15 protein-coding genes are annotated in these 24,334 nt (G+C 59.8%); 7 read left to right on the forward strand and 8 right to left on the reverse strand.

Annotation, left to right across the window (positions count from 1 at the left end; translation table 11 throughout):
- Positions 1 to 136: 136 nt before the first annotated feature.
- A complete protein-coding gene (locus tag HDF09_RS08350) occupies positions 137 to 1,108 on the forward strand; it encodes an alpha/beta hydrolase (RefSeq protein WP_183764562.1) in 972 nt (323 codons plus the stop codon).
- 1 nt (position 1,109) lies between these two features.
- Here HDF09_RS08350 and HDF09_RS08355 read toward each other — a convergent pair whose 3' ends face one another.
- The 8 genes from HDF09_RS08355 to HDF09_RS08390 form a co-directional block, all read right to left on the reverse strand.
- Positions 1,110 to 3,800: a (Fe-S)-binding protein gene (locus HDF09_RS08355; RefSeq protein WP_183764566.1), complete on the reverse strand. Its 2,691-nt coding sequence runs from the start codon at positions 3,798 to 3,800 to the stop codon at positions 1,110 to 1,112.
- A 252-nt stretch (positions 3,801 to 4,052) separates the two neighbouring features.
- Complete coding sequence (locus tag HDF09_RS08360) at positions 4,053 to 5,003, reverse strand: electron transfer flavoprotein subunit alpha/FixB family protein (RefSeq protein WP_183764571.1); 951 nt, start codon at positions 5,001 to 5,003, stop codon at positions 4,053 to 4,055.
- Positions 5,000 to 5,758, reverse strand: coding sequence for an electron transfer flavoprotein subunit beta/FixA family protein (locus HDF09_RS08365; protein WP_183764575.1), 759 nt, complete (start codon positions 5,756 to 5,758; stop codon positions 5,000 to 5,002). The genes HDF09_RS08360 and HDF09_RS08365 overlap by 4 nt, the downstream gene beginning before the upstream one ends.
- A gap of 304 nt (positions 5,759 to 6,062) precedes the next feature.
- Complete coding sequence (locus HDF09_RS08370; RefSeq protein WP_183764578.1) at positions 6,063 to 7,880, reverse strand: MutS-related protein; 1,818 nt, start codon at positions 7,878 to 7,880, stop codon at positions 6,063 to 6,065.
- Positions 7,881 to 7,921: 41 nt separating this feature from the next.
- Complete coding sequence (locus HDF09_RS08375) at positions 7,922 to 9,418, reverse strand: GH1 family beta-glucosidase (protein ID WP_183764581.1); 1,497 nt, start codon at positions 9,416 to 9,418, stop codon at positions 7,922 to 7,924.
- Positions 9,419 to 9,706: 288 nt separating this feature from the next.
- Positions 9,707 to 13,249 carry a TonB-dependent receptor gene (locus HDF09_RS08380; protein ID WP_183764585.1) on the reverse strand — a complete coding sequence of 1,181 codons (3,543 nt, stop codon included), beginning with the start codon at positions 13,247 to 13,249 and terminating at the stop codon, positions 9,707 to 9,709.
- A 593-nt stretch (positions 13,250 to 13,842) separates the two neighbouring features.
- A complete protein-coding gene (locus tag HDF09_RS08385) occupies positions 13,843 to 14,490 on the reverse strand; it encodes a GntR family transcriptional regulator (protein WP_183764588.1) in 648 nt (215 codons plus the stop codon).
- 181 nt (positions 14,491 to 14,671) lie between these two features.
- Positions 14,672 to 16,924: an acylase gene (locus HDF09_RS08390; protein WP_183764591.1), complete on the reverse strand. Its 2,253-nt coding sequence runs from the start codon at positions 16,922 to 16,924 to the stop codon at positions 14,672 to 14,674.
- A gap of 193 nt (positions 16,925 to 17,117) precedes the next feature.
- On the opposite strand from HDF09_RS08390, the gene HDF09_RS08395 reads away from it, so the two are divergent.
- From HDF09_RS08395 to HDF09_RS08420, 6 genes are all read left to right on the forward strand, one after another.
- Complete coding sequence (locus HDF09_RS08395) at positions 17,118 to 18,380, forward strand: Zn-dependent hydrolase (RefSeq protein WP_183764594.1); 1,263 nt, start codon at positions 17,118 to 17,120, stop codon at positions 18,378 to 18,380.
- A gap of 94 nt (positions 18,381 to 18,474) precedes the next feature.
- A complete protein-coding gene (locus HDF09_RS08400) occupies positions 18,475 to 18,612 on the forward strand; it encodes a hypothetical protein (protein ID WP_183764597.1) in 138 nt (45 codons plus the stop codon).
- Positions 18,612 to 19,970 (forward strand): NAD(P)-dependent oxidoreductase, encoded by a 1,359-nt coding sequence (locus HDF09_RS08405; RefSeq protein WP_183764601.1) that lies wholly within the window; start codon positions 18,612 to 18,614, stop codon positions 19,968 to 19,970. Before HDF09_RS08400 ends, HDF09_RS08405 begins: the two co-directional genes overlap by 1 nt.
- Entirely contained in the window at positions 19,957 to 21,381 is a 1,425-nt protein-coding gene (gene preA / locus HDF09_RS08410; protein ID WP_183764603.1) for an NAD-dependent dihydropyrimidine dehydrogenase subunit PreA, read from the forward strand. Before HDF09_RS08405 ends, preA begins: the two co-directional genes overlap by 14 nt.
- Positions 21,382 to 21,451: 70 nt before the next feature.
- Positions 21,452 to 22,855 (forward strand): dihydropyrimidinase, encoded by a 1,404-nt coding sequence (gene hydA, locus HDF09_RS08415; protein WP_183764606.1) that lies wholly within the window; start codon positions 21,452 to 21,454, stop codon positions 22,853 to 22,855.
- Entirely contained in the window at positions 22,846 to 24,330 is a 1,485-nt protein-coding gene (locus HDF09_RS08420; RefSeq protein ID WP_183764609.1) for an NCS1 family nucleobase:cation symporter-1, read from the forward strand. Before hydA ends, HDF09_RS08420 begins: the two co-directional genes overlap by 10 nt.
- Positions 24,331 to 24,334: the final 4 nt, after the last annotated feature.

The raw sequence follows: 24,334 nt of genomic DNA on the forward strand, positions 1-24,334 counted from the left end.
CCTTTCCGACCAACGGGAGGACCTGCGCTGTTTGCTCTGCCAAGACACCGGTATACACGTCACGAAGTGACCGCTTCGCGCGTAGCGGGCCCGTCCGGCAGGACATTATCACGCGGGGCGGCGATAAGATGGCTCTATGCCACTGGATGAAAAGCTACGGATGATTTTGGATGCGGGGCAGGCGCTGGGTCGGCCGCCGATTGAGCAGCAGACGCCGGAGGAGGCTCGGTCAGAGAGAGCGGAGATGATGGCGCGGTTTGTGCCAATGGCGGAGTATGCCGATGTGAGGGTGGCGAATCGGATGATTGCTGTTGGTGAGATCGCTGCTCGGGCGATCGCTGGGGCGGGGCGCGAGATTGGTGTGCGGGTTTTTACGCCGGAAGGGGGTGGGGTGTCTCCGGTGGTGGTGTTCTTTCATGGTGGTGGGTGGGTGGCGGGGACGGTTGAGACACATGATCCCTACTGCCGGGCGCTGGCGAAGGAGGCTGGAGTGGTGGTGGTGTCGGTGAACTTCAGGCTGGCTCCGGAGCATAAGTTTCCGGCGGGGCTGGAGGATTGCCTGGCCGTGACGGAGTGGGTGCTGGATCATGCCGGGGAGCTGGGTGGGGACGGTTCGCGGGTGATGGTGGGGGGCGATAGCGCCGGGGGGACACTGGCTACGGTGGTGGCTTTGCTGCTGCGGGATCGCGGGAGGGGAGGACTGGCGGGGCAGATTCTGCTTTACCCGGCTGCGGATTACTATGATCCGCCGACGGCCTCGTACCTGGAGAATGCCGAGGGGTATGGACTGACGCGGAAGGGGATGATCTGGTTTTGGGATCACTATTTGAATGACAAGAGTGAGGCGGCGGACTTTCGGGTGTCGCCGCTGCTGGCGGGTTCGCTGGCGGGGTTGCCAAGGGCTTTTGTGGTGACGGCGGAGTATGACGTGCTTCGGGATGAGGGGCAGGCTTACGCTCGGCGGATGGTGACTGATGGGGTGGATGTGACCCATGTGTTTGCGGAGGGGATGAACCATGGGTTCGCGGCTTCGGCGAATGAGTTTCCGTTTTTGCCGCAGGCGAAGGAGATGCTGCGGAGGGTGGCGGAGTGGGTGAAAGCGGGGTAGATTAGCTGGGCTTCTTTGGGTTCCACTTTTTGCGCGTGGGTGCATCGGTTGACGCGGGCGACGTTGCCGTTTCGGTAGACACCGTAGGGATCGGTTCCGAGGCAGGCGTCGGAGTGGCGGATTTTGGCTGCCACTTTTTGCGTTCGGGTGCTATGGCTTCAGGATTTGGACTGGTTGCGGAAACTGGCGCGGCTGCACGTGCGGGGGTGGTTTGCGCGATAGGGGTAACTTCGGAGAACGTGCCCGGACCGATCTGCTCGGGTAGAGTACCTGCTGACTTGGGCTGCCACTTTTTACGTTCTGGCGCGGGAGAAGTTCGAATGGCTTCTGTTGCAGAAGCCTGTTCTGTGAGTTGAGCCGCGATGGGGGGATTCTGCGCGGGCTGAGTCGGCGCGGCTGATTTGGGTTGCCACTTTCTGCGTTCGACGGGAGGCTCGGCGGGGGTGGCGGCTGGAGGAGCTTCGGTTGGGAGGGTTTCGACTGCAGGAGGCTGCGCTGGCGTGGCAGTCACAGGTTCGAGGTTGGGTTGGGGTGCGGCTGATGCTGCGGGCTGCGGGATCGGCGCGGCGGTGAGACCTTTGCTGCGGCGGACGCCTTCGAGGAGGAGCTCGGCTACGTCTTTGATCGCGATGTCTTCGGAGTCGGCTTTGGTGGGGGTGCTGCCGAGCATGCTCTTGCAGAAGGGACAGCCTACGGCGAGGATCTTTTCTCCTGCGGCGGGGGCGAGGGTCTTCTGGGCTTCGCGGAAGCGGTTGTCGGAGATGCGCTGGTTCCCTTCTTCCTCCTCTTTCCAGAACTGGGCTCCGCCGGCTCCGCAGCAGAAGGAGTTTTCGCGGTTGCGGGGGAGTTCGGGGGTGGAGTTCGAGAGGATGTTGAGGAGGTTGCGGGGGGCTTCGTAGACTCCGTTGTGGCGGCCGAGGTAGCAGGGGTCGTGATAGGTGATGGTCGCGTCGCTGGGCGTGGCGGTGAGTTTCTTTGTGGCTACGAGTGTCTCAAGGTACTCGGTGTGGTGGAGGACCTTGTAGTCGCCGCCGATCTGCTTGTACTCGTGGCCGATGGAGTTCATGCAGTGTGGGCAGCTGGCTACGATGAGTTTGGGCTGGATGGTGTTGAGGGTGGAGACGTTTTTGTCGGCCAGCTGGCGGTAGAGGTACTCGTTGCCGGCGCGGCGGGCGCTGTCTCCGGTGCAGCACTCTTTTTTGCCGAGGACGGCGAAGTTGACCTCGGCGTGGATGAGGAGCTCGACGAAGGCGCGGGCGGTCTTCTGGGCCTGGGGGTCGTAGCTGGCGGCGCAGCCTACCCAGTAGAGGACGTCGGGGGTGGGGTTTTCGTCGGTGGTTTTGACGTTGAGGCCGTCGGCCCAGGCGAGGCGCTGCTCGTGGTTGATGCCCCAGGGATTTTGGGCTCGCTCCATGCCGCGGAAGGCGGATTGGAGCTGGCTGGGGAACTCGCCTTCGATCATGACCTGGTTGCGCCGGATGTCGATGATGTCGAGCATCTGCTCGTTTTGGGTGGGGCAGACCTCCATGCAGGCTCCGCAGGTGGTGCAGGCCCATGCAGCTTCGGGCGAGAGCGCGAACTGGAGGAGCGGACGCGGGCTGGGGGAGTTTTTTTCGAAGGGCGCGGAGGTGAAGGCGAAGGGGCTTCGCTGGGCGGCGAGGTCGTTGAGCTCCATGCGCTTGTTGATCTCGAGCGCGGCGGGAGAGAGGGATTTGCCGGTGGCGGTGGCGGGGCAGACGTCCTGGCAGCGGTTGCACTGGATGCAGGCGTAGGCGTCGAGGAGGCGGGGCCAGGCTAGATCTTCGAGCTTGGCGGCGCCGATGGTTTGGGGATTGGTCTCGGTTTCTGTCTCGGCTTCGGTTTCGAGGTTGAGGGCTGCTAGAGGCAGGACGCCGGAGGAGGGTTCGCGGGCAACGAGGTACTTTGCCGGAGCCATGAAGATGTGGATGTGTTTGGTGTAGGGGAAGTAGGCGAGGAAGGCCAGAACACTACCGAGGGCTCCCCAGTAGCCGAAGATGCGGAAGGCTTCGGCGTTGGCGGGGGTGAAGAGGTGGGAGAGCAGAGTGGCAAAGGGCTGGAGCGGATCCGGACCTTCGGCGGCGATCTTCGCTCCGGCTCCGATGGCTCGGCTGCCGACGTGAAAGAGGATGAAGGCGGAGACGATGAGGGAGTCGCGGGTGATCTTTTGATGCTTGACGTCTTTGTGGAGGAGGGTGCGCGGGTTGAAGCGGAAGTCGGTGCGGCTGGGGAGGGCGAAGCGGCGGATGACCAGCGCGATGACGCCGAGGAGGACGAGGAAGCTCAGGAGGTCGGCGAGGAAGCTATAGGTTGCGACTACGATGATGATGGCATAGAGCGCACCGATGCGATTTGAAGAAAGGCCGTTAATTGTCAGGAAAGGAAGGTAGCCTTCGGCGGCGTCGACTAAGTTGACGAGGCCGTAGAAGACGAAGCCGTAGAAGATGAAGGAGTGGAAGAGGCCGATGGTGGGGCGCTTCTTGAAGGTGCGCTGCTGGGTGAGCGTGGTGATGAGGGCGTAGACGAGGCGGCGGGGGAGATGGTTGAAGCGGAGTTCGGGGTCGCGCGTGCCGCGATGAATGCGGAGGTAGAGGCGATAGAAGCCCCACAGGCCCAACGTGAGGGTGGCGGCGGCGAAGAGGAGGAAGGCGATCTGCTGGGGGAATGGAAGCATTGGGCTTGAGCCGCTAGTCTAGTGCTTGTGATGACGGTCTGAATTGAGTCTTTCTAATGAGCCGTTGGTCTTTCCATGCGTTTCTACGAATCGCGAATGAGGAAGACATACCCCAGGGGCTAAAGCCCCACGTTAGCGGCGAATTGAGAGACCCAAGGCTAGAGCCTTGGGGTACCTAGATGCAAAAACGTTGATTCCTGAGATAACTCCTCGTGTTGATGGATCGCCATCCCGCGCTGCCTCTTTGAACAGTTATTTTTTGAGTTCGATGAGGATGGCGGGGACTAGCTGGGTTACGTCGCCGATGATGCCGTAGTCGGCGATTTTGAAGATGGGGGCTTCGGCGTCGCGGTTGATGGCGACGATGGTTTTGCTCTTGTTCATTCCAGAGAGGTGTTGGACCGCGCCGGAGATGCCGATGGCGATGTAGGTCTTGGGCTGTACGGTTTTTCCGGTCTGGCCGACTTGTTCGGAGTAGGGGCGCCAGCCTGCATCAACGATGGCGCGGGTGGCTCCGACTGCGGCGCCGAGCTGATCGGCGAGGGCTTCGACGTATTGGGTGAAGCCTTCGGCGCTGCCGACGCCGCGGCCGCCGGAGACGACGATCTCGGCTTCGGCGAGCGAGATGCGGGAGCTGCGCTCGGCGGTTTTGCCGGTGACCTTGAGGCGCGGCGTGGGGAGGTTGAGGTCTACGTCGAACTGCTCTCCTGCTTCGGCTCGTGGAGTTGCGGGATTGAAGACGCCGGGTTTGACGGCGACTACGGCGATGGGCGCGGTGGTTTCGATGGTCTCGGTGACGCGGGCCAGGAAGGTGTAACGCTGGGAGGTGATGGTTTCACCGGTGGCTTTGAGGGTGATGACGTCTTCGAGCAGAGGCGCGTCAAGTTTGATGGCTACGCGTGGGCTGTACTCGCGACCGCTGCGGCTGCCGCCGATGAGGACGAGAGAGGCTTCGCCTTCGGTGGCGATCTGCGCGACAGCGGCGGACCAGAGCTCAGGGTCGTACTGGGCGAGCGCGGGTAGATCGGCGACTAGAACCTGATCGACGGCTTTGGCTACTTCAGCGGCGATGGGTGCTATGTTGCTGCCAAGAACTAACGCGGTGACGGGGGCTTCGCGGCCTGATTCGCGTGCGGCGGTGATCATCTCCCAGGTGCTCTTGCTTACTTTGCCGTTGGCATACTCCACGACGACGAGAATCATGCGATCACCCTTGCTTCGTTGCGGAGAAGATCTACGAGTTGCGCGGCGGCAGCGGGGGCGTCTTTGCCATCGAGGATTTTGTTGAGGCGGTTTTTGACCTGAATCTCGGCGCTGACGAACTTGAGCTTTGGCATTACGTCGAACTGGTCGAGGGACTCTTTGCGCAGCTCTTTCTTCTTCGACTTCATGATGTTGGGGAGCGTGGGATAGCGCGGCTCATTGAGCCCCTGCTGGGTGGTGACGACGGCGGGAAGCTCGAGCGTGAAGGACTCGCTGCCTTCGTCGGCGTCGTGCTTGCCGGTGAGGGTGGTGCCTTTGAGTTCGAGGGCGCTGGTCCAGGTGACCTGCGGCCAGTGGAGGCGCTCGGCGGTGGCGGCGGCGAGGGCGTGCGAGTCCCAGTCGGCCTGCTGGCCGCCGGAGAGGATGAGGGTTGCCTGTTCCTGCGTGGCGAGCTGGGCGAGGACTTTGCTGAGGGCGATGGCGTCGAGGCGGATGTCAGTTTCGACGTGGATGGCGCGATCGGCGCCGATGGCGAGGGCGGTGCGGAGGGCATCCTGCACGCGGGCGGGGCCTACGGCGACGGCGACGATCTCGGCTTCGATGCCGCTCTCGCGGAGGCGCAGAGCCTCTTCGACGCCGTACTCGTCCATGGTGTCCATGACGAGCTTGCTGTTTTCGAGCGCGACGGCGTTGTTCGCGATGTGCACGCTCTCTTCGGCGTCGAGGACCTGCCGAATGTACGTCAGTATGCGCATGTCATCTCTACCTTATTCTGTGCATCGTTGGTTTGACTCTTTGGCTTGACACTTTAAAGGATCGCTTCGGGAAAAGAGGATTGCTCCGACGCGAGAAGGATACTGAATGGGCGTTCAGTTCGTCAACGCGGTGCGTTCGACGCTCTACAAATCTTCACTGCGTTTGTCCTGCCGGACGGGCTTGCTGCTTGTGTCCTGCCGGACGGGGCTCCCTGCGCGGGAGGCGGTCACTTCGTGACTTGTATACCTTTTCTGGGTGGATATGGCGGCTTTGGTCCTCCCTTCGGTCGGTGGAAGTTGCGAGTCAAACCTTTAGCCCGATCAGGCGCATGAGCTCGATGCCGTTGCTTTTGGTGACGACACCCTGCTGCAACTTGAAGTCGAAGCTCATTTTTCCGTTCTCGATCTCGTCCTGGAGATGCACGTTGTGAAGGCGGGGGTCGCGCTGCTCGCCGATGGTGGTGAGCGCTAGATCGTGAGTGCTGATGAGGCCGATGGCGCCGCTGTCGAGGAGTGCGCGTACTACGCCTTCGGCTCCGATGAGGCGGTCTTTCGAGTTTGTACCCTGAAGAAGCTCGTCGAGGAGGAAGAGGACCGGGGGATTCTTTTCGGCGAGGTCGCAGATCTGGCGGAGACGCGTGATCTCGGCGTAGAAGCGGGAGCTGCCCTCCTGGAGCGAATCGTTGATGAGGATGCTGGCGCCTATTTGTAGCGGAGTGAGTTGCAATCTTGCGGCACGGACGGGGGCGCCAGCCATCGCGAGGACGGTGTTGATGCCGACGGCGCGCATGAGCGTGCTCTTGCCGGACATGTTGGAGCCGCTGATGAGCAGGACGCGGGTTTCGCCGCAGACGCTGACGTCGTTGCGAACGCACTTTGCTGCGGCGATGAGTGGGTGACCGAGTTGTTCGGCGATGAAGCAGGGGGGAGCTGGGATGTGTTCGAGACTTGCGACGAACTCGGGGAAGGGGTCGGCGGGATGCTCGTAGGTGTAGGCGGAGAGGGAGAGGAGCGCTTCGGCTTCGCCGATTGCCGCGAGCCAGAAGCGCACTGCGGTTCCGTGGGCGCTGCGCCAGGCCTCGGCTGCGTAGGCGACCTGGACACCATAGAGGAGTGGCACGTTGAGGGCGCGCAGGATGGGGTTTTCGAGGGCGTTGATGTAGTCCACGATGGTGCGCAGGCGGGCTATGGCGTGTGAGCCGGCGAGGTGGTGCGAGGAGAGCTGCTGCTTGAGGCTCTGCAAGCGGGGGGATTCGAAGTGCTCGCGTTCGAGACGGGCGAGGAGGGATGAAAGGAGTTGGAGATCTTTGAGGGCGTGCTCGGTGGATTGAAGGACTGCGGCGGTTTGCCTGCGAATTGCGGCGGTGAGGATGGTTGCGAGGATGAGGACGAGGAAGAAGGGAGTTTTTTCTCCGCGCTCGACCCAGAAGACGGCCGAGGCTATCGATGCGAGAGAGAGGAGGAGAGAGAGCCAGCGGAGAGCCGGGTGTTTGAGCTGATTGGGCGCTTCGGCCCAATGCGTGAGAGCCTCGGCGTGGATGCCGACCTTGAGATCTTCGCCAAGGATGGCTATGTCTTCGCGGAGGTCGAGGCGGGTGCGAAGTTCGGTGAGCGCGGCGTGGCGTTGCTTGAGGTCGGCGACGGGGGATGGAGAGAGGAGCCACGTGGCGAGGGTGTCTTCGCCCATGCGGGTGCGGGCGAGCGAGAGGAGTTCGAAGAGACTGCCGGGGCCGAAGAGGTCGAGATCGGTGGCGTAGAGGCTGGCGTGGGTGTCGATGCGTTCGCTCGTCTGGCCCGTGCCCATCTGGCTCCAGCGGTCTTCGATGCGGGCAAGGCCCTTGCGGTAGAAGTCTACGGCGCGTCCGGCGCAGGCTCGACGGCGTAGCACTCTTGCGTGGAGGACAGCTAGCGCGAGGAATGCTGCGGGACCTGCCAGCAGCCACCAGGGGGAGAAGACGTCGTTGTGGAGAGAGAGCCAGGCGGCGATCAGGGTCGCGATGACTACGAGGAGGCGGAGATTTCCAAAGCGTCGATGCAGTTTTTCGAAGTGCGCGACCTGCTGCTCGCGGGCTTGCTGGCGTTGCTTGTACTCTTCTGAGGGAGAAAGATCGAACGGAGGCACAGAGGTATTATCGCTTACCTCTGCGCCACGTTCGTTGCTGGTTAGGTCGTCGCGGCGGTGGCTTCGATGGTGTTGGTGGCGGCGACTCTGGAGTACCACTTCCCTGAGTCCTTCATGAAGCGGCGCTGGGTGGGGAAGTCCACGAAGACCATGCCGAAGCGTTGGGTGTACCCCTCGGACCACTCGAAGTTGTCGAGGATGGACCATGAGTGGTAGCCGCGGACGTCGGCTCCCTCGTGAATGGCGCGGGCGAGTTCGCGGAGATGCTCGCGATAGTAGTGAATGCGGCGTACGTCGGCGACACGGCCGCTGGCATCGGGATAGTCGCCGTAGGAGCAGCCATTTTCGGTGATCTCGATAGGGAGCTTGTAGTCCTGCGAGATGCGCTGCACGATCTCGTACATGCCGCGTGGATAGACCTCCCAGCCGAAGTCGGTGAGGGAGCCTTCTTTTCCGTTGTAGTGATCGAAGCCCATGGCGTCGTAGGAGGGATTGGTAGGGGCCGGGATTTTGAGATTGGCGACTACCTGGCGGAAGTAGTAGTTGACGCCAATGTAGTCGAGCGGTGCGGTCATGCGCTTGTCGTCGCCGCTTTGAACGCCCATGGCCTCGAGAGGGACCCCGTGGACGAAGGCTTCGGGATAGCGGCCGCGGAGGGCGGTTTCGAGGAACCAGACGTTGTTGAAGGCGTCGAAGCGTTTGGCTGCGGCTGCGTCTTCCGGCGAGGAGGTTGCGGGAGTCGTGGACGACATGCTGAAGGCGCTGCCGACCTTCGATTTCGGGGAGATGGCCTTGATGGCGCGGAAGGCGTCTCCCTGCGCGAGGTTTACGGTGTGAGAGGCTTTGAGGAAGAGGTCGAAGTCTTGTTTGCCGGGGGCGTGGACGCCGCTTCCGTAGCCGAGGTAGGTGAAGACCCAGGGCTCGTTGAAGATGGCCCAGGTCTGGATGCGGTCGCCGAGGGCCTTGACGGCGATCTCGGCGTAGTCGGCGAAGCGGGCGGCGGTGTCGCGGTTGGGCCAGCCACCTTTGTCTTCGAGGGGTTGGGGGAGATCCCAGTGGTAGAGGGTGACGAGAGGGCGCATTCCGGCGGCCAGGACGGCGTCGGTGAGGCGCTTGTAGTAGTCAATGCCCTTCTGATTCACGGCTCCTTCGCCGGTGGGCTGGATGCGCGACCAGGCGATGGAGTAGCGGTAGCTGCGCATGTTCATCTGCTTCATGAGGGCGATGTCGCCGGGGTAGCGATGGTACTCGTCGCAGGCGACGTCGCCGGTGTAAGCGCCCTTGACGTTGCCGGGGGAGTGGCTGAAGCGGTCCCAGACGGTTTCGCCTCTACCGTCAACATTCCAGGCACCTTCGACCTGATAGGCGGCGGTGGCGGTACCCCAGAGGAAGTCTTTGGGGAATTTGACTTCGCCCGCGGCTGAGGTTTGCTCTGCGGAGGCGTCGAGGGAGGGGAGGATGGAGGCTGCGGAGAGCCTGGGGAGCGCAGCGGCTGCGGCCCATGCGGAGGTTTGGGCGAGAAAACTTCGGCGATTCATGTCAGGTGGTCTCCGTGCGGATTATTTTTTGAACGAAGTTCGCGAGAAAAAATTTGGAGGGTTAAAGCTCGGATTTAGAAGAGGTTTTGGGGGAAAGCGTGGTCGGAGACGTGGTGTTTTGCTGGTGTGGTTGTGGTGTTTTGCGTGGTAGATGTGGTGTTTTGGATGGTGTTTTTTGTGGTGCTAAAAATGTGACAGGTTTTTGAGATTTATTTTCGGGTGGGGGCAAAAGTTACCCGTCGGCGAAGAGGGTTTCTCTTCGCCGACGGGTCGTTGGGTTGCGTTGGGTTAGAAGAGCGCCTTGAGGGCAAACTGGTACTGCCGTGGGGTGTAGTTGGGATCGGCTTGCGAGATCTTGCCGAAGTTTGTGTTACCGAACTGATCGCCTGGCTGGTTGTTGTTCAGATAGAAGTTCGGCGTGTTGGAGATGTTGTAGCTCTCCGCACGGAACTGAAGTCCGACCCGTTCCGTGATGGCAAAGGTTTTGAAGAGGGAGAGGTCTACGTGACGGTAGTTGGGTCCAAACAGCGAGTTGCGCTGGGTGTTCCCAATGGTTCCGAGGGGCTGAGGAGCGAACGCCTTGGTGTTGAAGAAGTTGTGAATCGACTTCGAGCCACGGGGATCGCCAATCGTGTTAGGACGGTCGTTGCCTCCGCTGTTTTGGGGAACGGCACGGTTGTTGAAGCCGTGCGTCTTCCCGTCGCTCTCGACCGGATTGTCTGCTCCGTTTCCACTGCTGATGATGGTGAAGGGCTTTCCACTCTGCCACTCGGTGATTGTGTTGATCGCCCAGCCGGAGAGGGCAAGCTTCTTGGCGCCGGTGAAGTTCTTTCCGTATTGGAGCTCGTAGTTAAGGGAGAGAGCGAAGCGGTTTTGAATGTCCAGTTCCGCATTCGCGTACTCGGTTGCCCGGATGTTGGTAGGAAGCGCATTGCTCCAACCCTGGCTGCTACCCTGCTGGGAGAAACCAGTGATGTCGCTAAGCGCCTTGGACCAGGTGTAGTTCGCATCGAATGCCAGCCCCTTGGTAAAGCGACGCTGGAAGGAGGTCTGCAGGCCGTTGTAGTTCGAGATACCGCCGCTGTCGATATAGCTGAAGCCTCCGAGATTGGGAAGCAGCGTGGCGGTAGTACGTGCTCCGTTGTTGGGGTTGGCTGGGGTTCCCAGCGTAGCCAGCGGATTATAGGGCAACGGCTGATTGATGTTGTTGATGGATTCCGGCAGATGGCGACCCAGGTTGCCGACGTAACCGATGGTTACGACGTTAGAGCCGAACTGCTGCTGGACCTGCAGGTTGTACTGCATAATCATGGCATTTTTGAACTTCGGAGCTTCCGCTACGAAGCCAAGACCGGGGATCGTGGACAGATCGGCTAGCTGGGCTGCAGTTGGGGCCGAAGGGGGCACGATTCCCTGGCTAAGGTTTCCATTTGTATTGAATTTAGTGCCTGCGCAGTCTAGGTTCTGGCCCGGGGGCAGAACGCCGTTATTTTGGAACGTTTCGATCTGAACAGCGAGTGTTGACTGGCAGGAGGGGCTGAAGACCGAGGTGAACGGAGCGTTCTTCAGGTCTGCGTTGGAGGTGTAGTTGCCGGGGAAGTAGCTGATTCCGAAGCCGCCCCGAATTACTGTGGAGGGTCTCGCGGAGTATGAGAAACCAACGCGTGGAGCAACGTCACCGTGGTCGGTCGGGATATTGACCTTATCGTTGACCCCGTTTACGCCGGCGATCTTCAAAGCCTGTGAAACCGTTGTTGGAGTTAGAGTGAGGGCCTCAGGGTAGTCGAAGTTGGAGATATGGTTGTGCGCTTCAGTGAAGGGAGTGAAGACATCGTAGCGGAGGCCCAGGAGCACCGTCAGCTTCGGATTGACCTTCCAGCTATCCTGTGCGAAGCCACTTGGCTCCCAGCTTCGGTAGTCCGGAGGGTTGATGTTGAAGTTACGGGTCTGGTTGTTGAAGGCGCCGAGAAGAGCTGACGCGATCTGGTTATTCTGCTGCGTCAGCTGGTCGGAGTTGCTGTCTGTGGTCAGATTGAAGCCGTAGGCGCCGACAGCAGAGGCACTCTGTACGTTGCGAGCCTGCCGGCGGGTGAGCCCGAGACCTGCTTTGATGTTGTGGTTGCCCTTGATCCAGCTGAGGGTACCGGAGTACTGGAAGGTGTTGTCGATGTCCTGCAGGGGAACGTATGCGCCGTCACCGATGTCGCCGAAGGGGCCGATGGAGACGGGGGTGAGAGAGTCAGCAAAGGGGCTGAAGCTGGTCTGGCTGGCCGGGAAGCCGATCTTTGTGTCGATTCCGGTTCCATAGTTGAGTGGTAGAGAGAGGTTGTTGATACGGGTGTAGCCTGCACGAAGATCGAGCAGGAGAGACGGTGTAAAGGTGTGCGTGAAACCGAAGGCAAACTGGGTGGCGAAGTCTGTTGCAGGACCATCGAAGTTGTACCGGCCTCCGCTGATCTGGACACCGTTTACCGTTCCAAAGTTCGGGGGGGTAAAGCCGGTGACCTTGTTATAAGACCAGCGACCGAAGAGAAGATTCTTGTCGTTGAACCTATGGTCGATTCGAGCGTCGTAGGTGTTAGAGTTCTGTGTTTTGGCTGGGCTGATGGTGTAGTTGCTGGAGAGACCGCTGCTGGTTGGTGCCGGGAACAGCTTGAGGTAGTTCAACGCGATCGGGTTAATGGGAACAGGTGTTCCTGTGACCGCCCCCTGATACGCCTGGAGAGTGCCATTGCGGTTCGTGAGCAGCGACTGAGGGGTGAGACCGTTCAGACTGTTAATGGCGTTGTACTCTTCAATGGTCGGTACGGTGCCGGTGTAAGTGACGCCGGAGACCTGGCGGAAACCTTCGTAGTCAAAGTAGAAGAAGGTTCGGTCACGGAAGATTGGTCCGCCGATGCTGGCGCCGTACTGGTTCTGACGCAGTTCCGGTTTTTTTCCGGTTGTCTGGAATACCTGGCGGGCGTCGAAGATGTCGTTGCGGAAGTACTCGTAGACCGATCCGTGGAAGGCGTTCGTTCCAGAGCGGGTGACGATGTTGATGACGCCGCCAGCGGTACGTCCGGCCTCTGCAGCATAGCTGTTGGTCTGGACCGTGATCTCCTGAATGCCTTCGACGTTGGGCTTGATGCCGATGGTGCCGATGATGCGTTCGTTGTCGTCGACACCGTCAACGACCCAGTTGTTGAGGGTGTCGTCCTGTCCGTTGACGGAGAGGCCGGCGGCGTTGTTGCGGCGATCGTCTGGACGGCCACCGCTCGAGAGTCCGTTACCGGCTCCGGGGTTGGCGCCTGGGACGAGGTCTACGAGCTGAACGAAGTTACGTCCGTTGAGAGGCAGATCCTGCACGGCCTTTGCCGTCACAGTGGAGCTGACGGTTGCGCTGTCGGCCTGGAGGAGCGGGGTGGATGCCGTGACTTCGACGACGGTGTTCTCTGAACCTGTGAGCAGGTGGACGTCGTTGCGGGCGCGGTCGCCTGCTTCTACGGACAGGTCCTTGACGATGGAGGCCTGGAAGCCTGCGGCTTTGACCGAGACGGAGTAGTGGCCGACGGGCAGGAGGGTGAAGGTGTAGTCGCCTGAGCTATTGGAGACAGTGGTGCGCTTCTCGTTGGTCCCGTTGTTGGTGAGGACGATGGTGGCGTTGGGAACGACGGCGCCGGTGGCGTCAGTGACAGTGCCAAGGATGTCGGCTGTGGTCAGCTGCGCGAAGGCGGCTGAGGTGAAGAGGACCAGAAGTGCCAGCAGATATGCCGGCTTGCTCCATCCTCGAGATATTCTGCGTCCGCACTGGCCTAGGCGGCTTATCTGGGTCGTTGAATCGTAGATCATATTGTCCTGCCCTTCGTACTCGGTTTGTAAAACGTTTAAGTCGATCTAACGTTCTGCTGCTTGTGTTGGCAGAGTTCTTGTGAGACTGCTTCAACACAATGAAAATGCTTTGCTTACCGCTGTTGTTGGATGGAAGTCGCCGTATCCGGGCAAATGTTGCTCGTATTGCATTTACTTCAAACGTTTGAGTAGAGGAAATGTCGTCAATCTTCCCCGGCTGAGGATTCTGCGGGATCGGCCTATTGCTTGTCAAGAAAGTTTTTGGCGTGGAGGTGACTCGGAGGAGCCGGGGAAGACACTTGCCGCCTGCTGGTCATACCAGTTTTCCAGGAGTGGAAGATCGCTCTCCCAGCAACGGAGGAACTCTTTACCAATGCGTGAGTTAATGTCGCTTTCGGGCTGTATTTCGATAGGCGCGGTGAGGTTGATTTCGAGAGTGGTCGGACGATTTTATGAGGGCTGCGGGACTCTGGCTGGTTACTCCTTTTACCTGGTTACTCCTTTAATGGCCGGGGGGCGCAAGGCTTTTGGAGAGGCGGAGCTGGCGGCCTGGAGGGTGCTGAAACGTGGTTTCCAGGGATGTGCGGGGAGGCTCAGTTTGGGGTCTTGAAGGTGGCCAGAAGGCGCTCGCGAACGAAGACGATGTGATCGCGCATGGCCAGGCGGGCTTCGCGCTTGGAGTCTTTCTTGAGGGCCTGGTAGATCCTGGTGTGTGCTACGGGCGCTGTGGTCGCTGAGAGCTCATAGGATTTGGAGCGGCAGAGGAGAGTTTTTTGCTGCACGTTTTCGAGGACGCGGCAGAGCTCCTGGTTGCCGGTGGCGGCGGTGATGAGGCTGTGAAACCGCATGTCCTCTTCGATGTGCTCGAGCTTGTTGCCGTTCTTGAGGAACTTTTTGGTGCGGTTGATGCTGGCGGCGAGATCGGTGAGCAACTTGGGGGTGATGGTCGCTGCCTCGATGGCGTGGACCTCGAGGAGTTCGCGGAGTTCGTAGAGATCGCGGATCTCTTTGGCGGAGAACTGGCGGACGTAGGCGCCGCGGCGGGCTTCAATGCGAACGAGGCCTTCGGCTTCCAGTCGATTGAGCGCTTCGCGGACGGGGGACTTGCTGATACCGAGCTGCGTGGCGAGGGACTCTTCGGTGAGCCGGGATAGTTCGCCGAGGGTCCCGTTCAGCACGCTCTGCTTGATGCTGCGGTAGGTAAGCTCTGTGAGATTTGGAATTTTAGCGAGCTTAATCATGATGTGGTCTGGAGGATTCTACACGACTGGACGTGGGCGCTCGCTTGCGTGGCTTGAAATGGTGGTCTCAGCGTGTGTGGGCAATTTCCTGACCTATCCTGCTGCCGATTCTTGCTACCGATCTGGCGATCGACTTTGATTCGATTGGGTAGGACCAATCAGCCGGGGCCGGACGCGAAGACTAACTGCCGGGATGGTACTGACGTGCGGTGTGGTCCTTGAGGTCTGAGGGGTAGAAGTAGACGTTGCGGAGGTCGCCGGTGCTGTAGCGAGTGGCCTGATCGTTGAAGTGGGGAGATGTGGTGTCGCCGCTCTCGCCGCCTGCGGTGAGGGCCTTGGCGCGGACTTTGTCTCCGAACTCGACTACGGCTACGAAGCTGTTGCCGCTGGTTCCGTACCACTTCTTTGTGCCTGGGTAGGGGCGGGCTCCGAAGGAGGCGAGGGAGCCCCAGAGCGACGAGGTGAAGGCGACGGGGATGCTTGGCTGGGCGTCGTTGAAGGGCTGGGCGATTTTCCCAGTCGCGACGCCATCACCGGTGAGGCGTTGGAAGCGATTGATCTCTCCCCAGGGGGTCTTCCAGGTTCCGAAGTCGGCAGTGAGTCTGTCGGAGGCGGTTGCGAGGGATTGGAGAAGCTCGGCGGCGGTGGTTCTGGTGGCGATGTACTCTTCGACGGGAATGCCTGCTTGTTTGGCGTCGGCGAGGGTGTGGCGGCGAATGTCTTCACCCCAGAAGACGGCTAGAGAGGTGGGGATGGAGTTGACGGCCCAGCGGCGGTCCCAGGTGCGCAGGGTTGCGATCTGTTCGGTCAGCTTCGCGCGGAGGAGATTGGAGCGCGGGGCTTCGTCCCAGGCTTTGAGGAGCGCGGGGAGTGGTCTGTCGAACCAGGGGAGGTAGCTGTCGTAGGCAGCGGCGATGAGGGAGACGAGGGTGAAGTCTTTTTTGTTCTCGAGGACGCGGATGGCGTGTAGGCCGCGGGCGGTTTCGGTGCCGGTTTCGACGTAGGCGGGATAGTTCTGCTTGCGGAGGCTGCTGGCGCCCGCTCCGGACCAGGGCCAGTTGTTGCTGTTGTAGAGCCAGCCGCTGTTTGGGTTGAGGAGCTGAGGGAGTTCATCGACGGTGAGGAGGCCCTTCCAGTCGGTGGCGGGATTGCTGCCGTCAACTGGTTTGGTGAAGTCGAAGGTGGGGTCGCGGCGGGGGATGAAGTTGCCGTGGAAGTAGGCGATGTCGCCGTCGGCGTCGGCGAAGATGGTGTTGTTGGAGGAGTTGGCTTTGAGTTCGAGGGTCTGGCGGAAGGCTTTGTAGTTGGTGGCTTTGGTGCGGAGGTAGGACTGGGTGAGGGCTTTGATGGGCTCCTGCATGAGACGGATGCTGATCCAGTTGGCATTGCCTTCGCGGCTGGACTCTTCGCGGACGATAGGGCCGTGATGGGTGCGGTAGATGGTGAACTTCTTTTCGGCCATGCCGTGGTCGGTCTTGTAGGGGACGGTGATCTGCTCGGCTGTGATGGGGCGTTGCTGGTTGCCGTATTTGTAGGTGAAGTGGTCGCCCTTCTTGTCGACGGTTTCGAGATACTCGTCGACTGCGTCTACACCGCTCGAGGTGTGCATCCAGCCGACTCGCTGGTTGAAGCCCTGATAGATGAAGAACTGGCCCCAGGTTACAGCTCCGTAGGCGTCGAGATTGTTGTCGCTGGTTATTTGCAGTTCGGAGCGGAAGAAGAAGGAGGTGTGGGGGTTGATGAGCAGGAGGGCGTGGTGGTCGGCGGTGTTTGAAGGCGCGATGGCCATGCCGTTGGAGCCGGTGGGCTCGGGGGGATCGCTGTCGTGGATGTAGGCGGCTTCGTCGCGCGGAGAGGTGGGGTTGGATGCGTGGATTGCGGCGGGATGAGAGTAGAAGGCTTCGAGCTGCGACAGGTCGATGCGTTCGATATCGCCGCCTATGCTGCCTTCGGTGAAAGAGAGCGCCATCCAGGGTTCGAAGTGGTGGATGACTCGCGGCTTTACGTCGGGGTGTTGGTAGAGGTAGAAGTTGAGGCCGTCGGCGAAGGCGTCCATGAGGGTGCGGAGCCATGCGGGGCTGGCGGTGTATTGCTTCTTCAGCGCCACCGGGTCGATGAAGAGCTTCATGCGGAGGTCCTGATAGATGCGGGATTCGCCTTCGGCTTCGGCGAGGCGGCCCATGGCGTTGATGTAGTTGGTCTCGATGCGATTGAAGTCGTCTTCGGCCTGGGCGTACTCCATGCCGAAGACGACGTCGGCGTCGGTCTTGCCGTGGATGTGCGCGATGCCCCAGTCGTCGCGGGTGATGGTGACGTTTGCTGCTTCTTGCTTCCAGCGTGTTTGTTCGTCGTTTTGCGCTGCGTGGAGTGCTGTGGAAGAAAACAGGATTGCGAAGAGGACGACCAGAGGGTTTAGACAACGTCTATTCTGCATGAACTGCGCATCTCCATGAGCGGGGTGAGTTCGACTGGCGCGGCGGTGCGAACAGTTTACCTGCTGGCGGAGATTTGCCTTCGTTAGAACGAGAACCGTGCCAGACTGACGTCCATGTTTTTGATGAAAGTTGCAGCCTGCGTTTTGGGTATAACCTTATTTTTTTAGGACTTACTTTTTCAGGAGACGATGCGTGCCCGTTGATCCGTTGCGAGTGATCTCCGACCTTAAAGAACTTCGTACCCTGACGGCGGATGCCAATGGTGCCCAGCGGGTGGCGTGGACTCCAGTCTGGCTGGAGGCGCGGGCGTGGTTTCAGAGCAAGCTGAAGGGGCTGCCGTTCGAGCATCATTATGATGCTGCGGGAAACTCGTGGACGACGCTTCGGGGCCGTACAGACCGAGCACTTGTTCTGGGGAGTCATGTCGACTCGGTTCCGAACGGCGGTTGGCTGGATGGGTGTCTGGGAGTCCTGGCTGGATTTGAGGAGTTGCGCAGCCTGGCGGAGGATTTCGATGGCGAACCGCCGATCACGATTCGGCTGGTTGACTGGGCAGATGAAGAGGGGGCGCGTTTTGGACGGAGTCTCTTTGGCTCGTCGGCGTTTGCGGGGACCCACACGATTGAGGCTGATCGCGGACGTACGGATCGCGATGGAGTTCGGCTGGAGGATGCACTTCGGAGTTGCGGGGTCAACGTGGAACAGGTTGGAGAGGCGGCGAAAGAACGCGGCGGCGCAGCGGCTTATCTGGAGTTGCATATCGAGCAGGGGCCCGTGCTCGAAGGGATGGGGCTGCCGTTGGGAGTTGTGCTTGGGACCAAGGGCGTGGAGCGGCATGCGATTACGTTCCATGGACAGGAGGCTCATTCGGGATCCACTCCGATGGGCGCGAGGCGAGATGCGCTGGCCGCTGCGGCGAAGCTGGCGCTTGAGATTCGCCCGATCGCCCGAAGACATCCAGACGCGGTTGCGACGATGGGAAGTGTGAAGACTTTTCCGGGAATTGTGACGGCCGTGGTGGGACGCTGCGAGGCGACGCTTGATATGCGCGATCTCGACGCGGGGGTGCTTGCCTCGATGTTCGCCGAGGCTCGCGCTGCGAGTGAACGCTTTGGGAAGGAAGAGGGATGCACGGTTGATTGGTCGAGGATCTGGAGTATTGAGCCGATACCGTTTGATGCGCAGCTCATTGCGTTTTGCGAGGAAGCTGTCCGCGAGACGGCGGGCGTGTCGCATCGGCTGCCTTCGGGGCCGTTGCATGACGCTGCGGAGGTTGCGCGGGCGGGGATTCCGACGGTGATGATGTTTGCTCAGTCGCTTGCCGGGCTGAGCCATAACAAGGCGGAAGACACGAGGGTCGAAGATTTGATGCTGGCCGTGCAGGCCTTTGACCGGCTTGCAAGGAAGACGATGAAGTGGTTGAGCGAAGGGGAGAGCAGCGGCCGGGAACTGTGATTTCAGGTTGGACTTCTCTTTGACTGGCGAGGAGTTCGTTGAGATAGTGCATAATAGTCACTCCTGACAGGAGATACGCAGCGCAAGGAGGGTCATGTTGTCTTCCATGATGCAACTGCTTCCATTTGATGAGCGTTTCGATGACTCCGCAGACCTCGTGGTGCGCGGCGATTGGAATGTGTTCTTCGATCGGCTTGATCGCAACGAGACTGGTGAGGCGACTGGACTCTGATGAGCGAGCGCGTTCCCTTTCCTGAGCAGGTTTCAGCCGCTCCAGAGGTGGTAGAGCGTTTTGGCGATCTGCATCCGCCCTTCGACAGACAGGCTGCTGTGCCTGAGGCTAATCGCTGTCTCTATTGCTTCGATGCGCCGTGTACGATTGCTTGCCCGACGCACATCGATGTGCCGAGCTTCATTAAGAAGATTGCCAGCGGGAATCTCTCTGGGTCGGCGCGAACGATTCTGGATGCGAATATTCTGGGTGCGAGCTGCTCTCGCGCGTGTCCTGTGGAAGTGCTCTGTGAAGGCGCCTGCGTGATGCATCGGTACAACAAACAACCGATTCAGATTGCACGGCTTCAGCGCTTCGCGATGGATACTCTCTATGAGAGCGGGGCTCCGCTGCCGTTTGAGCCTGGGCCGGAGACGGGGCTGTCGGTTGCGCTGATCGGTGCTGGGCCTGCTTCGCTTGCTTGTGCTGCTGAGCTGCGAAGGCGTGGCATTCGTGCCGATCTGTATGACGCGCATCCGTTGCCTGGTGGTTTGAATACGTATGGGATCGCCGAGTATAAGCTTCCTCTGGTGGAGAGTCTGCGGGAGATTGAGATGCTTTCGCAGCTGGGAGTGGAGTTTCACTTCGAGACGAAAGTGGACGCAGCGGGGCTTGCGGAGCTGGAGCGGACGCACGATGCGGTTTTTCTAGGGATTGGGCTGGGAGCGATTCATCAGCTCGGAGTTGCAGGAGAGCAACTTGCGGGAGTGACGAATGCTCTGGATCTCATCGCCGGGTATAAGTCCGGTGCGCTGACGACAGTGCCGAAGCGCGTGGTGGTGGTGGGAGCGGGGAATACTGCTATCGATGCGGCCATCGCTTCGGTGCGGCTTGGTGCGCGTGAGGTTCATATTCTTTACAGGCGAGGGCAGGAGCAGATGTCGGCGTTCGCATTCGAATATGAACACGCGAAGCACGAGGGGGTGAAGTTCCTCTGGCACGTTCAGCCGACGGGGATTCGCGGGGATGGAGCCGTGAAGGGACTCGAGCTGACGAGACTTGCGGCGACCGAGGATGGTTCGATTGTGCCTGAGAAGGATTCGGCGTTTGTCCTCGAGGCCGACCTGATCGTGTTGTCGATTGGACAGGCTACGCATGCGGATTTTCTCTCTGGGCCTTCGAGTGGGTTCGGGAAGATTCAGCTGGAGCGCGGCCGGATTGTGATCGATCGGGCGACGGGGCAGACCTCTCAGCCTAAGTTTTTTGCTGGGGGAGATTGTACGAACGGCGGGCGCGAGGTTGTGGACGCGGTGGCGGACGGGAAGCGCGCGGGAATCGGAATCGCTGGATGGTTGGGGGTGCAACATGTCAAAGTCTAAACCGACGCTTGCGAGCACTTTCTGCGGTATTGAGTGCCTCAATCCATTCTGGCTGGCGTCTGCGCCGCCGACGAACTGCGGCGAGCAGATCATGCGCGCCTTTGATGCGGGTTGGGGGGGAGCGGTGTGGAAGACGATTGGCGAGCCGATTACGAATGTGAGCTCGCGCTACTCGTCGATCGATTGGGAGGGGCGGCGGATGATGGGCTTCAATAATATCGAGCTCATATCGGATCGCCCGATCGAGGTGAACCTACAGGAGATCGCGGAGGTGAAGCGGCGGTATCCGAAGCATGTGGTGATCGCTTCGCTGATGGTTGAGAGCAAACGCGAGAGCTGGCATGACATTGTGCAGCGCGCGGAGGATGCCGGGGCTGATGGGCTGGAGCTTAACTTTGGATGTCCACATGGAATGAGCGAACGTGGGATGGGATCCGCGGTGGGACAGGTGCCGGAGTACTGCGAACAGATTACGGGATGGGTGAAGGAGAAGGCTCGCACGCCTGTGATTGTTAAGCTGACTCCGAACATCTCGGATATCCGTGTGCCTGCGCGAGCTGCAAAGCGCGGTGGCGCCGATGCACTCTCGGCTATCAATACGATTAACTCGATTACGGGGATTGATCTGGATACCTTTCAGCCTAGTCCGAATGTCGACGGCAAGAGTTCGCATGGCGGCTACTGTGGGCCTGCGGTGAAGCCGATTGCGCTCAATATGGTTCAGCAGATACAGGCAGATACAGCGAGTATGCTTCCGCTGTCAGGGATCGGCGGGATTGGAAGCTGGCGCGATGCAGCGGAGTTTATTCTGTTGGGCTGCAGCACGGTGCAGGTGTGTACGGCTGCGATGCACTACGGCTACAGGATCGTCGAGGATATGCAGGACGGGCTGCTGAACTGGATGGCGGAGAAGGGCTTCGCTACGATTGAAGACTTTCGCGGATTGTCGCTTCCGAATGTTCGCGAATGGAAGCAGCTTAATCTCAACTACCAGATCGTTGCTCGCATTCACGAGGATCTTTGTATCGGGTGCCAGCTTTGCTATACCGCGTGCTGGGATGGCGCGCATCAATGCATCCATCTTGATCGAACCTCGCCTGCGCCGGATACGACGCTGACACCGGGGATGGTTGAGGCTGAATCGGCGCGGCGAATTTCGACTACGCCGATTCCGAAGCTTGACGCGGGAACTTCAGGCAGGACTAATGCGATTACTCCGCTTGAGCGTATTCCGCGGGTAGACGAACACCATTGCGTGGGCTGCAATCTTTGTTCGCTGGTTTGCCCGGTTGAGAACTGCATCACGATGGAGCGCATCGACAAGGATCTTCCGTTCGAGAGCTGGGAGGAGCGGGTTGCCAAGGGCCTGATCACGTCGGGGACGGGTGAAGTGATGAGTACGAATACCTGATGCGATGTGTTTTTGGAGATGGAGCATCCTCTCGTGTCGTGAACTACAGCATTGAAGTCTGGAGCAACGTATGGGAACTCTGATTCAGAACGGCATCGTTGTTACGGCCGACGGCTCCGAAAAAGCAGATGTGTTAGTTGATGGCAGCACGGTGTTGGAGGTGCGAGCTGGCATCGATCCTGCGGGGCATACGGTTGTGGACGCTGCGGGACTCTTTGTTTTGCCGGGCGGCATCGACGCGCATACGCATATGGATATGCCGTTTGGGGGGACGGTCTCTGCGGATGACTTTCTGACCGGCACGCGTGCGGCGGCGATTGGTGGGACGACTACGATCGTCGACTTTGCGATTCAGGCGAAAGGGACGCGGATGCGGGACGCGCTGGACATCTGGATGGGGAAGGCCGACGGCAAGGCCTGTATCGACTACGGGCTGCACATGATTGTGACCGATCTTGGCTCCGATAATGGCAAACAGGGGCTGCACGATATGGACGACATGGTGCGGGAGGGTGTCGCCAGCTTCAAGCTCTTTATGGCTTACCCGAATGTGCTGATGGTGGACGACGGGACGATCTTCAAGGCGTTGCAGCAGACGGCGAAGAATGGCGCGCTGGTGTGTATGCATGCGGAGAATGGGAGTGCGATCGATGTGATCGTGCAGCAGGCGCTTGCGGAGGGAAAGACTGCTCCGGTTTATCACGCGCTGACGCGACCTACGAAGGCTGAGGCGGAGGCGGTGAACCGCTCGATTGCGCTGGCCGAGATGGCTGGAGTGCCGGTGTACATCGTTCATCTCTCGAGCGAAGATGCGCTGAACCAGGTTCGCGAGGCGCGTGATCGCGGAGTTCCGGCGTTTGCAGAGACTTGTCCGCAGTATCTGCTGTTGTCGATCGAAGACCAGATGCCCGGGAAGAGTTTTGAAGAGGCGAAGTATGTTTTTACTCCTCCACTGCGGGAGAAGAAGAATCAGCCGAAGCTTTGGGATGGGCTTGCGACGGACAATCTGCAGGTGGTTTCGACCGATCACTGCCCGTTCTGCTTTGCGGATCAGAAGCAGCTGGGCAAAGATGACTTCAGCAAGATTCCCAATGGTGGGCCGGGCGTGGAGAATCGCATGCAGTTGCTTTATCACTTCGGCGTGAATGCTGGGAAGATTTCGCTGCAGCGTTTCGTCGAGATTACGTCGACCGCGCCGGCGCGCATCTTCGGGATGTATCCGAAGAAAGGGACGATTGCTGCTGGATCGGATGCGGATATTGTGCTGTGGGATCCTGAGGCTGAACACGTTATCTCGGCAGCAACCCACAACATGCGCTGTGATTTTTCGATGTTTGAAGGGTGGAAGGTGAAGGGAAATGCGCGGCAGGTGTACTCGCGTGGGGAGCTTGTTGCCGATGGAGGATGTTATGTGGCGGCGGTAGGCCGTGGCCAGTATCTGCGGCGTGAAGCGAGAGGAGGGGCGTGGCAGTAAATACGATTTCGACACGAGTTCTCGATCAATCCGCCGCTGATCTCGCGGCGGAACATGACTCGCGCCTCTATAACGCTGATCTCGCACCTACTACCGCTGCGCAACGTACGTGGGGTACCTATAACTACATTGCGCTGTGGTTCTCCATGTCGATGGAGGTGACGACGTATATGCTTGCGTCGTCGCTGATCGCGGGCGGCATGAACTGGAAGCAGGCGATTCTGACGATCCTTCTGGGAAACCTGATCGTGCTGGTGCCGATGCTTCTGAATGCGCACGCGGGCGCGAAGTACGGGATTCCCTTCCCTGTGTTTGTTCGCGCAAGCTTTGGGACGCGGGGAGCTAACCTTCCGGCGATCCTGCGGGCGATTGTGGCTTGCGGATGGTTTGGGATTCAGTCGTGGCTTGGAGGGCAGGCGATTGCGGCGATGCTCGGAGTGCTTTGGCCACAGACTGCGCAGATGCCTTTGGTGCTGTGGGCGAGTTTTCTTGGGTTCTGGTTGCTGAATATGTATGTCGTGTGGCGCGGCGTCGAATCGATACGATTTTTGCAGAGCTTCTCTGCGCCTTTCATGCTGGTGATGTCGCTGACGCTGCTCTTCTGGATGCTGCATAAGGCTGGCGGCTTTGGGCCGATGCTTTCGGCACCGAGCCGCTTCCATACCACGGGGAGTTTTCTTCGTTTCTTTTTTCCTTCGTTGACCGCGATGGTGGGGTACTGGGCGACACTGTCGCTGAATATCCCGGACTTTACTCGTTATGCGAAGTCTCAGGATTCGCAGATCGTGGGACAGGCGTTCGGTCTGCCGGTTGCGATGGCGCTTTACTCGTTTATCGGGATCGCGTGCACTTCGGCCTCTGTCACTATCTTTGGAGAGCCGGTCTGGTCGCCCATCACTTTGTTGGGGCGATTTCATCAGCCCTTTGCGGCTTTGCTGGCCCTGGTTGCTCTTTTGATTGCGACACTGAATGTGAACATCGGCGCGAATGTGGTTTCGCCGTCAAACGACTTTTCAAACCTGGCGCCGGGGCTGATCAGCTTCCGCACCGGTGGGTTGATCACTGGCTTCCTGGGTCTGGCGATGATGCCGTGGAAGCTGATGAGCAGCTTTGGCAACTACATCTTTGGGTGGCTCATCGGATACTCGGGATTGCTGGGACCGGTTGCCGGGATCATGGTCGCGGATTATTTTCTGATTCGTGGGACTCGGCTGGATACGGTGTCGCTGTATCGCCGCGGAGGCCCCTATGAGTACACACGCGGGATTAATCCAAGAGCGATTGTCGCGCTGGTCGCCGGGGTGACTGTTGCATTGATCGGGCTTGCTGTTCCCTCTTTGCGATTTCTCTATGACTACGCGTGGTTCGTCGGCTTTCTTGTTGCGGCGTCCAGCTACTATCTGCTTATGCTGGGATACCGAACGGCGTCTTTGCCGATGCAGGGTGCCGTGACACAGATAACGTCTCAGGAATAGGATG

The organism is Edaphobacter lichenicola (assembly GCF_014201315.1).
GTDB classification, from domain to species: Bacteria; Acidobacteriota; Terriglobia; order Terriglobales; family Acidobacteriaceae; genus Edaphobacter; species Edaphobacter lichenicola_B.

Excerpts from the sequence above, each read along its gene's own strand:
- HDF09_RS08350 (WP_183764562.1), top strand. The coding sequence starts at position 137 with ATGCCACTGGATGAAAAGCTACGGATGATTTTGGATGCGGGGCAGGCG.
- HDF09_RS08355 (WP_183764566.1), bottom strand. The coding sequence starts at position 3,800 with ATGCTTCCATTCCCCCAGCAGATCGCCTTCCTCCTCTTCGCCGCCGCC.
- HDF09_RS08360 (WP_183764571.1), bottom strand. The coding sequence starts at position 5,003 with ATGATTCTCGTCGTCGTGGAGTATGCCAACGGCAAAGTAAGCAAGAGC.
- HDF09_RS08365 (WP_183764575.1), bottom strand. The coding sequence starts at position 5,758 with ATGCGCATACTGACGTACATTCGGCAGGTCCTCGACGCCGAAGAGAGC.
- HDF09_RS08375 (WP_183764581.1), bottom strand. The coding sequence starts at position 9,418 with ATGAATCGCCGAAGTTTTCTCGCCCAAACCTCCGCATGGGCCGCAGCC.
- HDF09_RS08380 (WP_183764585.1), bottom strand. The coding sequence starts at position 13,249 with ATGATCTACGATTCAACGACCCAGATAAGCCGCCTAGGCCAGTGCGGA.
- HDF09_RS08385 (WP_183764588.1), bottom strand. The coding sequence starts at position 14,490 with ATGATTAAGCTCGCTAAAATTCCAAATCTCACAGAGCTTACCTACCGC.
- HDF09_RS08390 (WP_183764591.1), bottom strand. The coding sequence starts at position 16,924 with ATGCAGAATAGACGTTGTCTAAACCCTCTGGTCGTCCTCTTCGCAATC.
- HDF09_RS08400 (WP_183764597.1), top strand. The coding sequence starts at position 18,475 with ATGTTGTCTTCCATGATGCAACTGCTTCCATTTGATGAGCGTTTCGAT.
- HDF09_RS08405 (WP_183764601.1), top strand. The coding sequence starts at position 18,612 with ATGAGCGAGCGCGTTCCCTTTCCTGAGCAGGTTTCAGCCGCTCCAGAG.
- preA (WP_183764603.1), top strand. The coding sequence starts at position 19,957 with ATGTCAAAGTCTAAACCGACGCTTGCGAGCACTTTCTGCGGTATTGAG.
- hydA (WP_183764606.1), top strand. The coding sequence starts at position 21,452 with ATGGGAACTCTGATTCAGAACGGCATCGTTGTTACGGCCGACGGCTCC.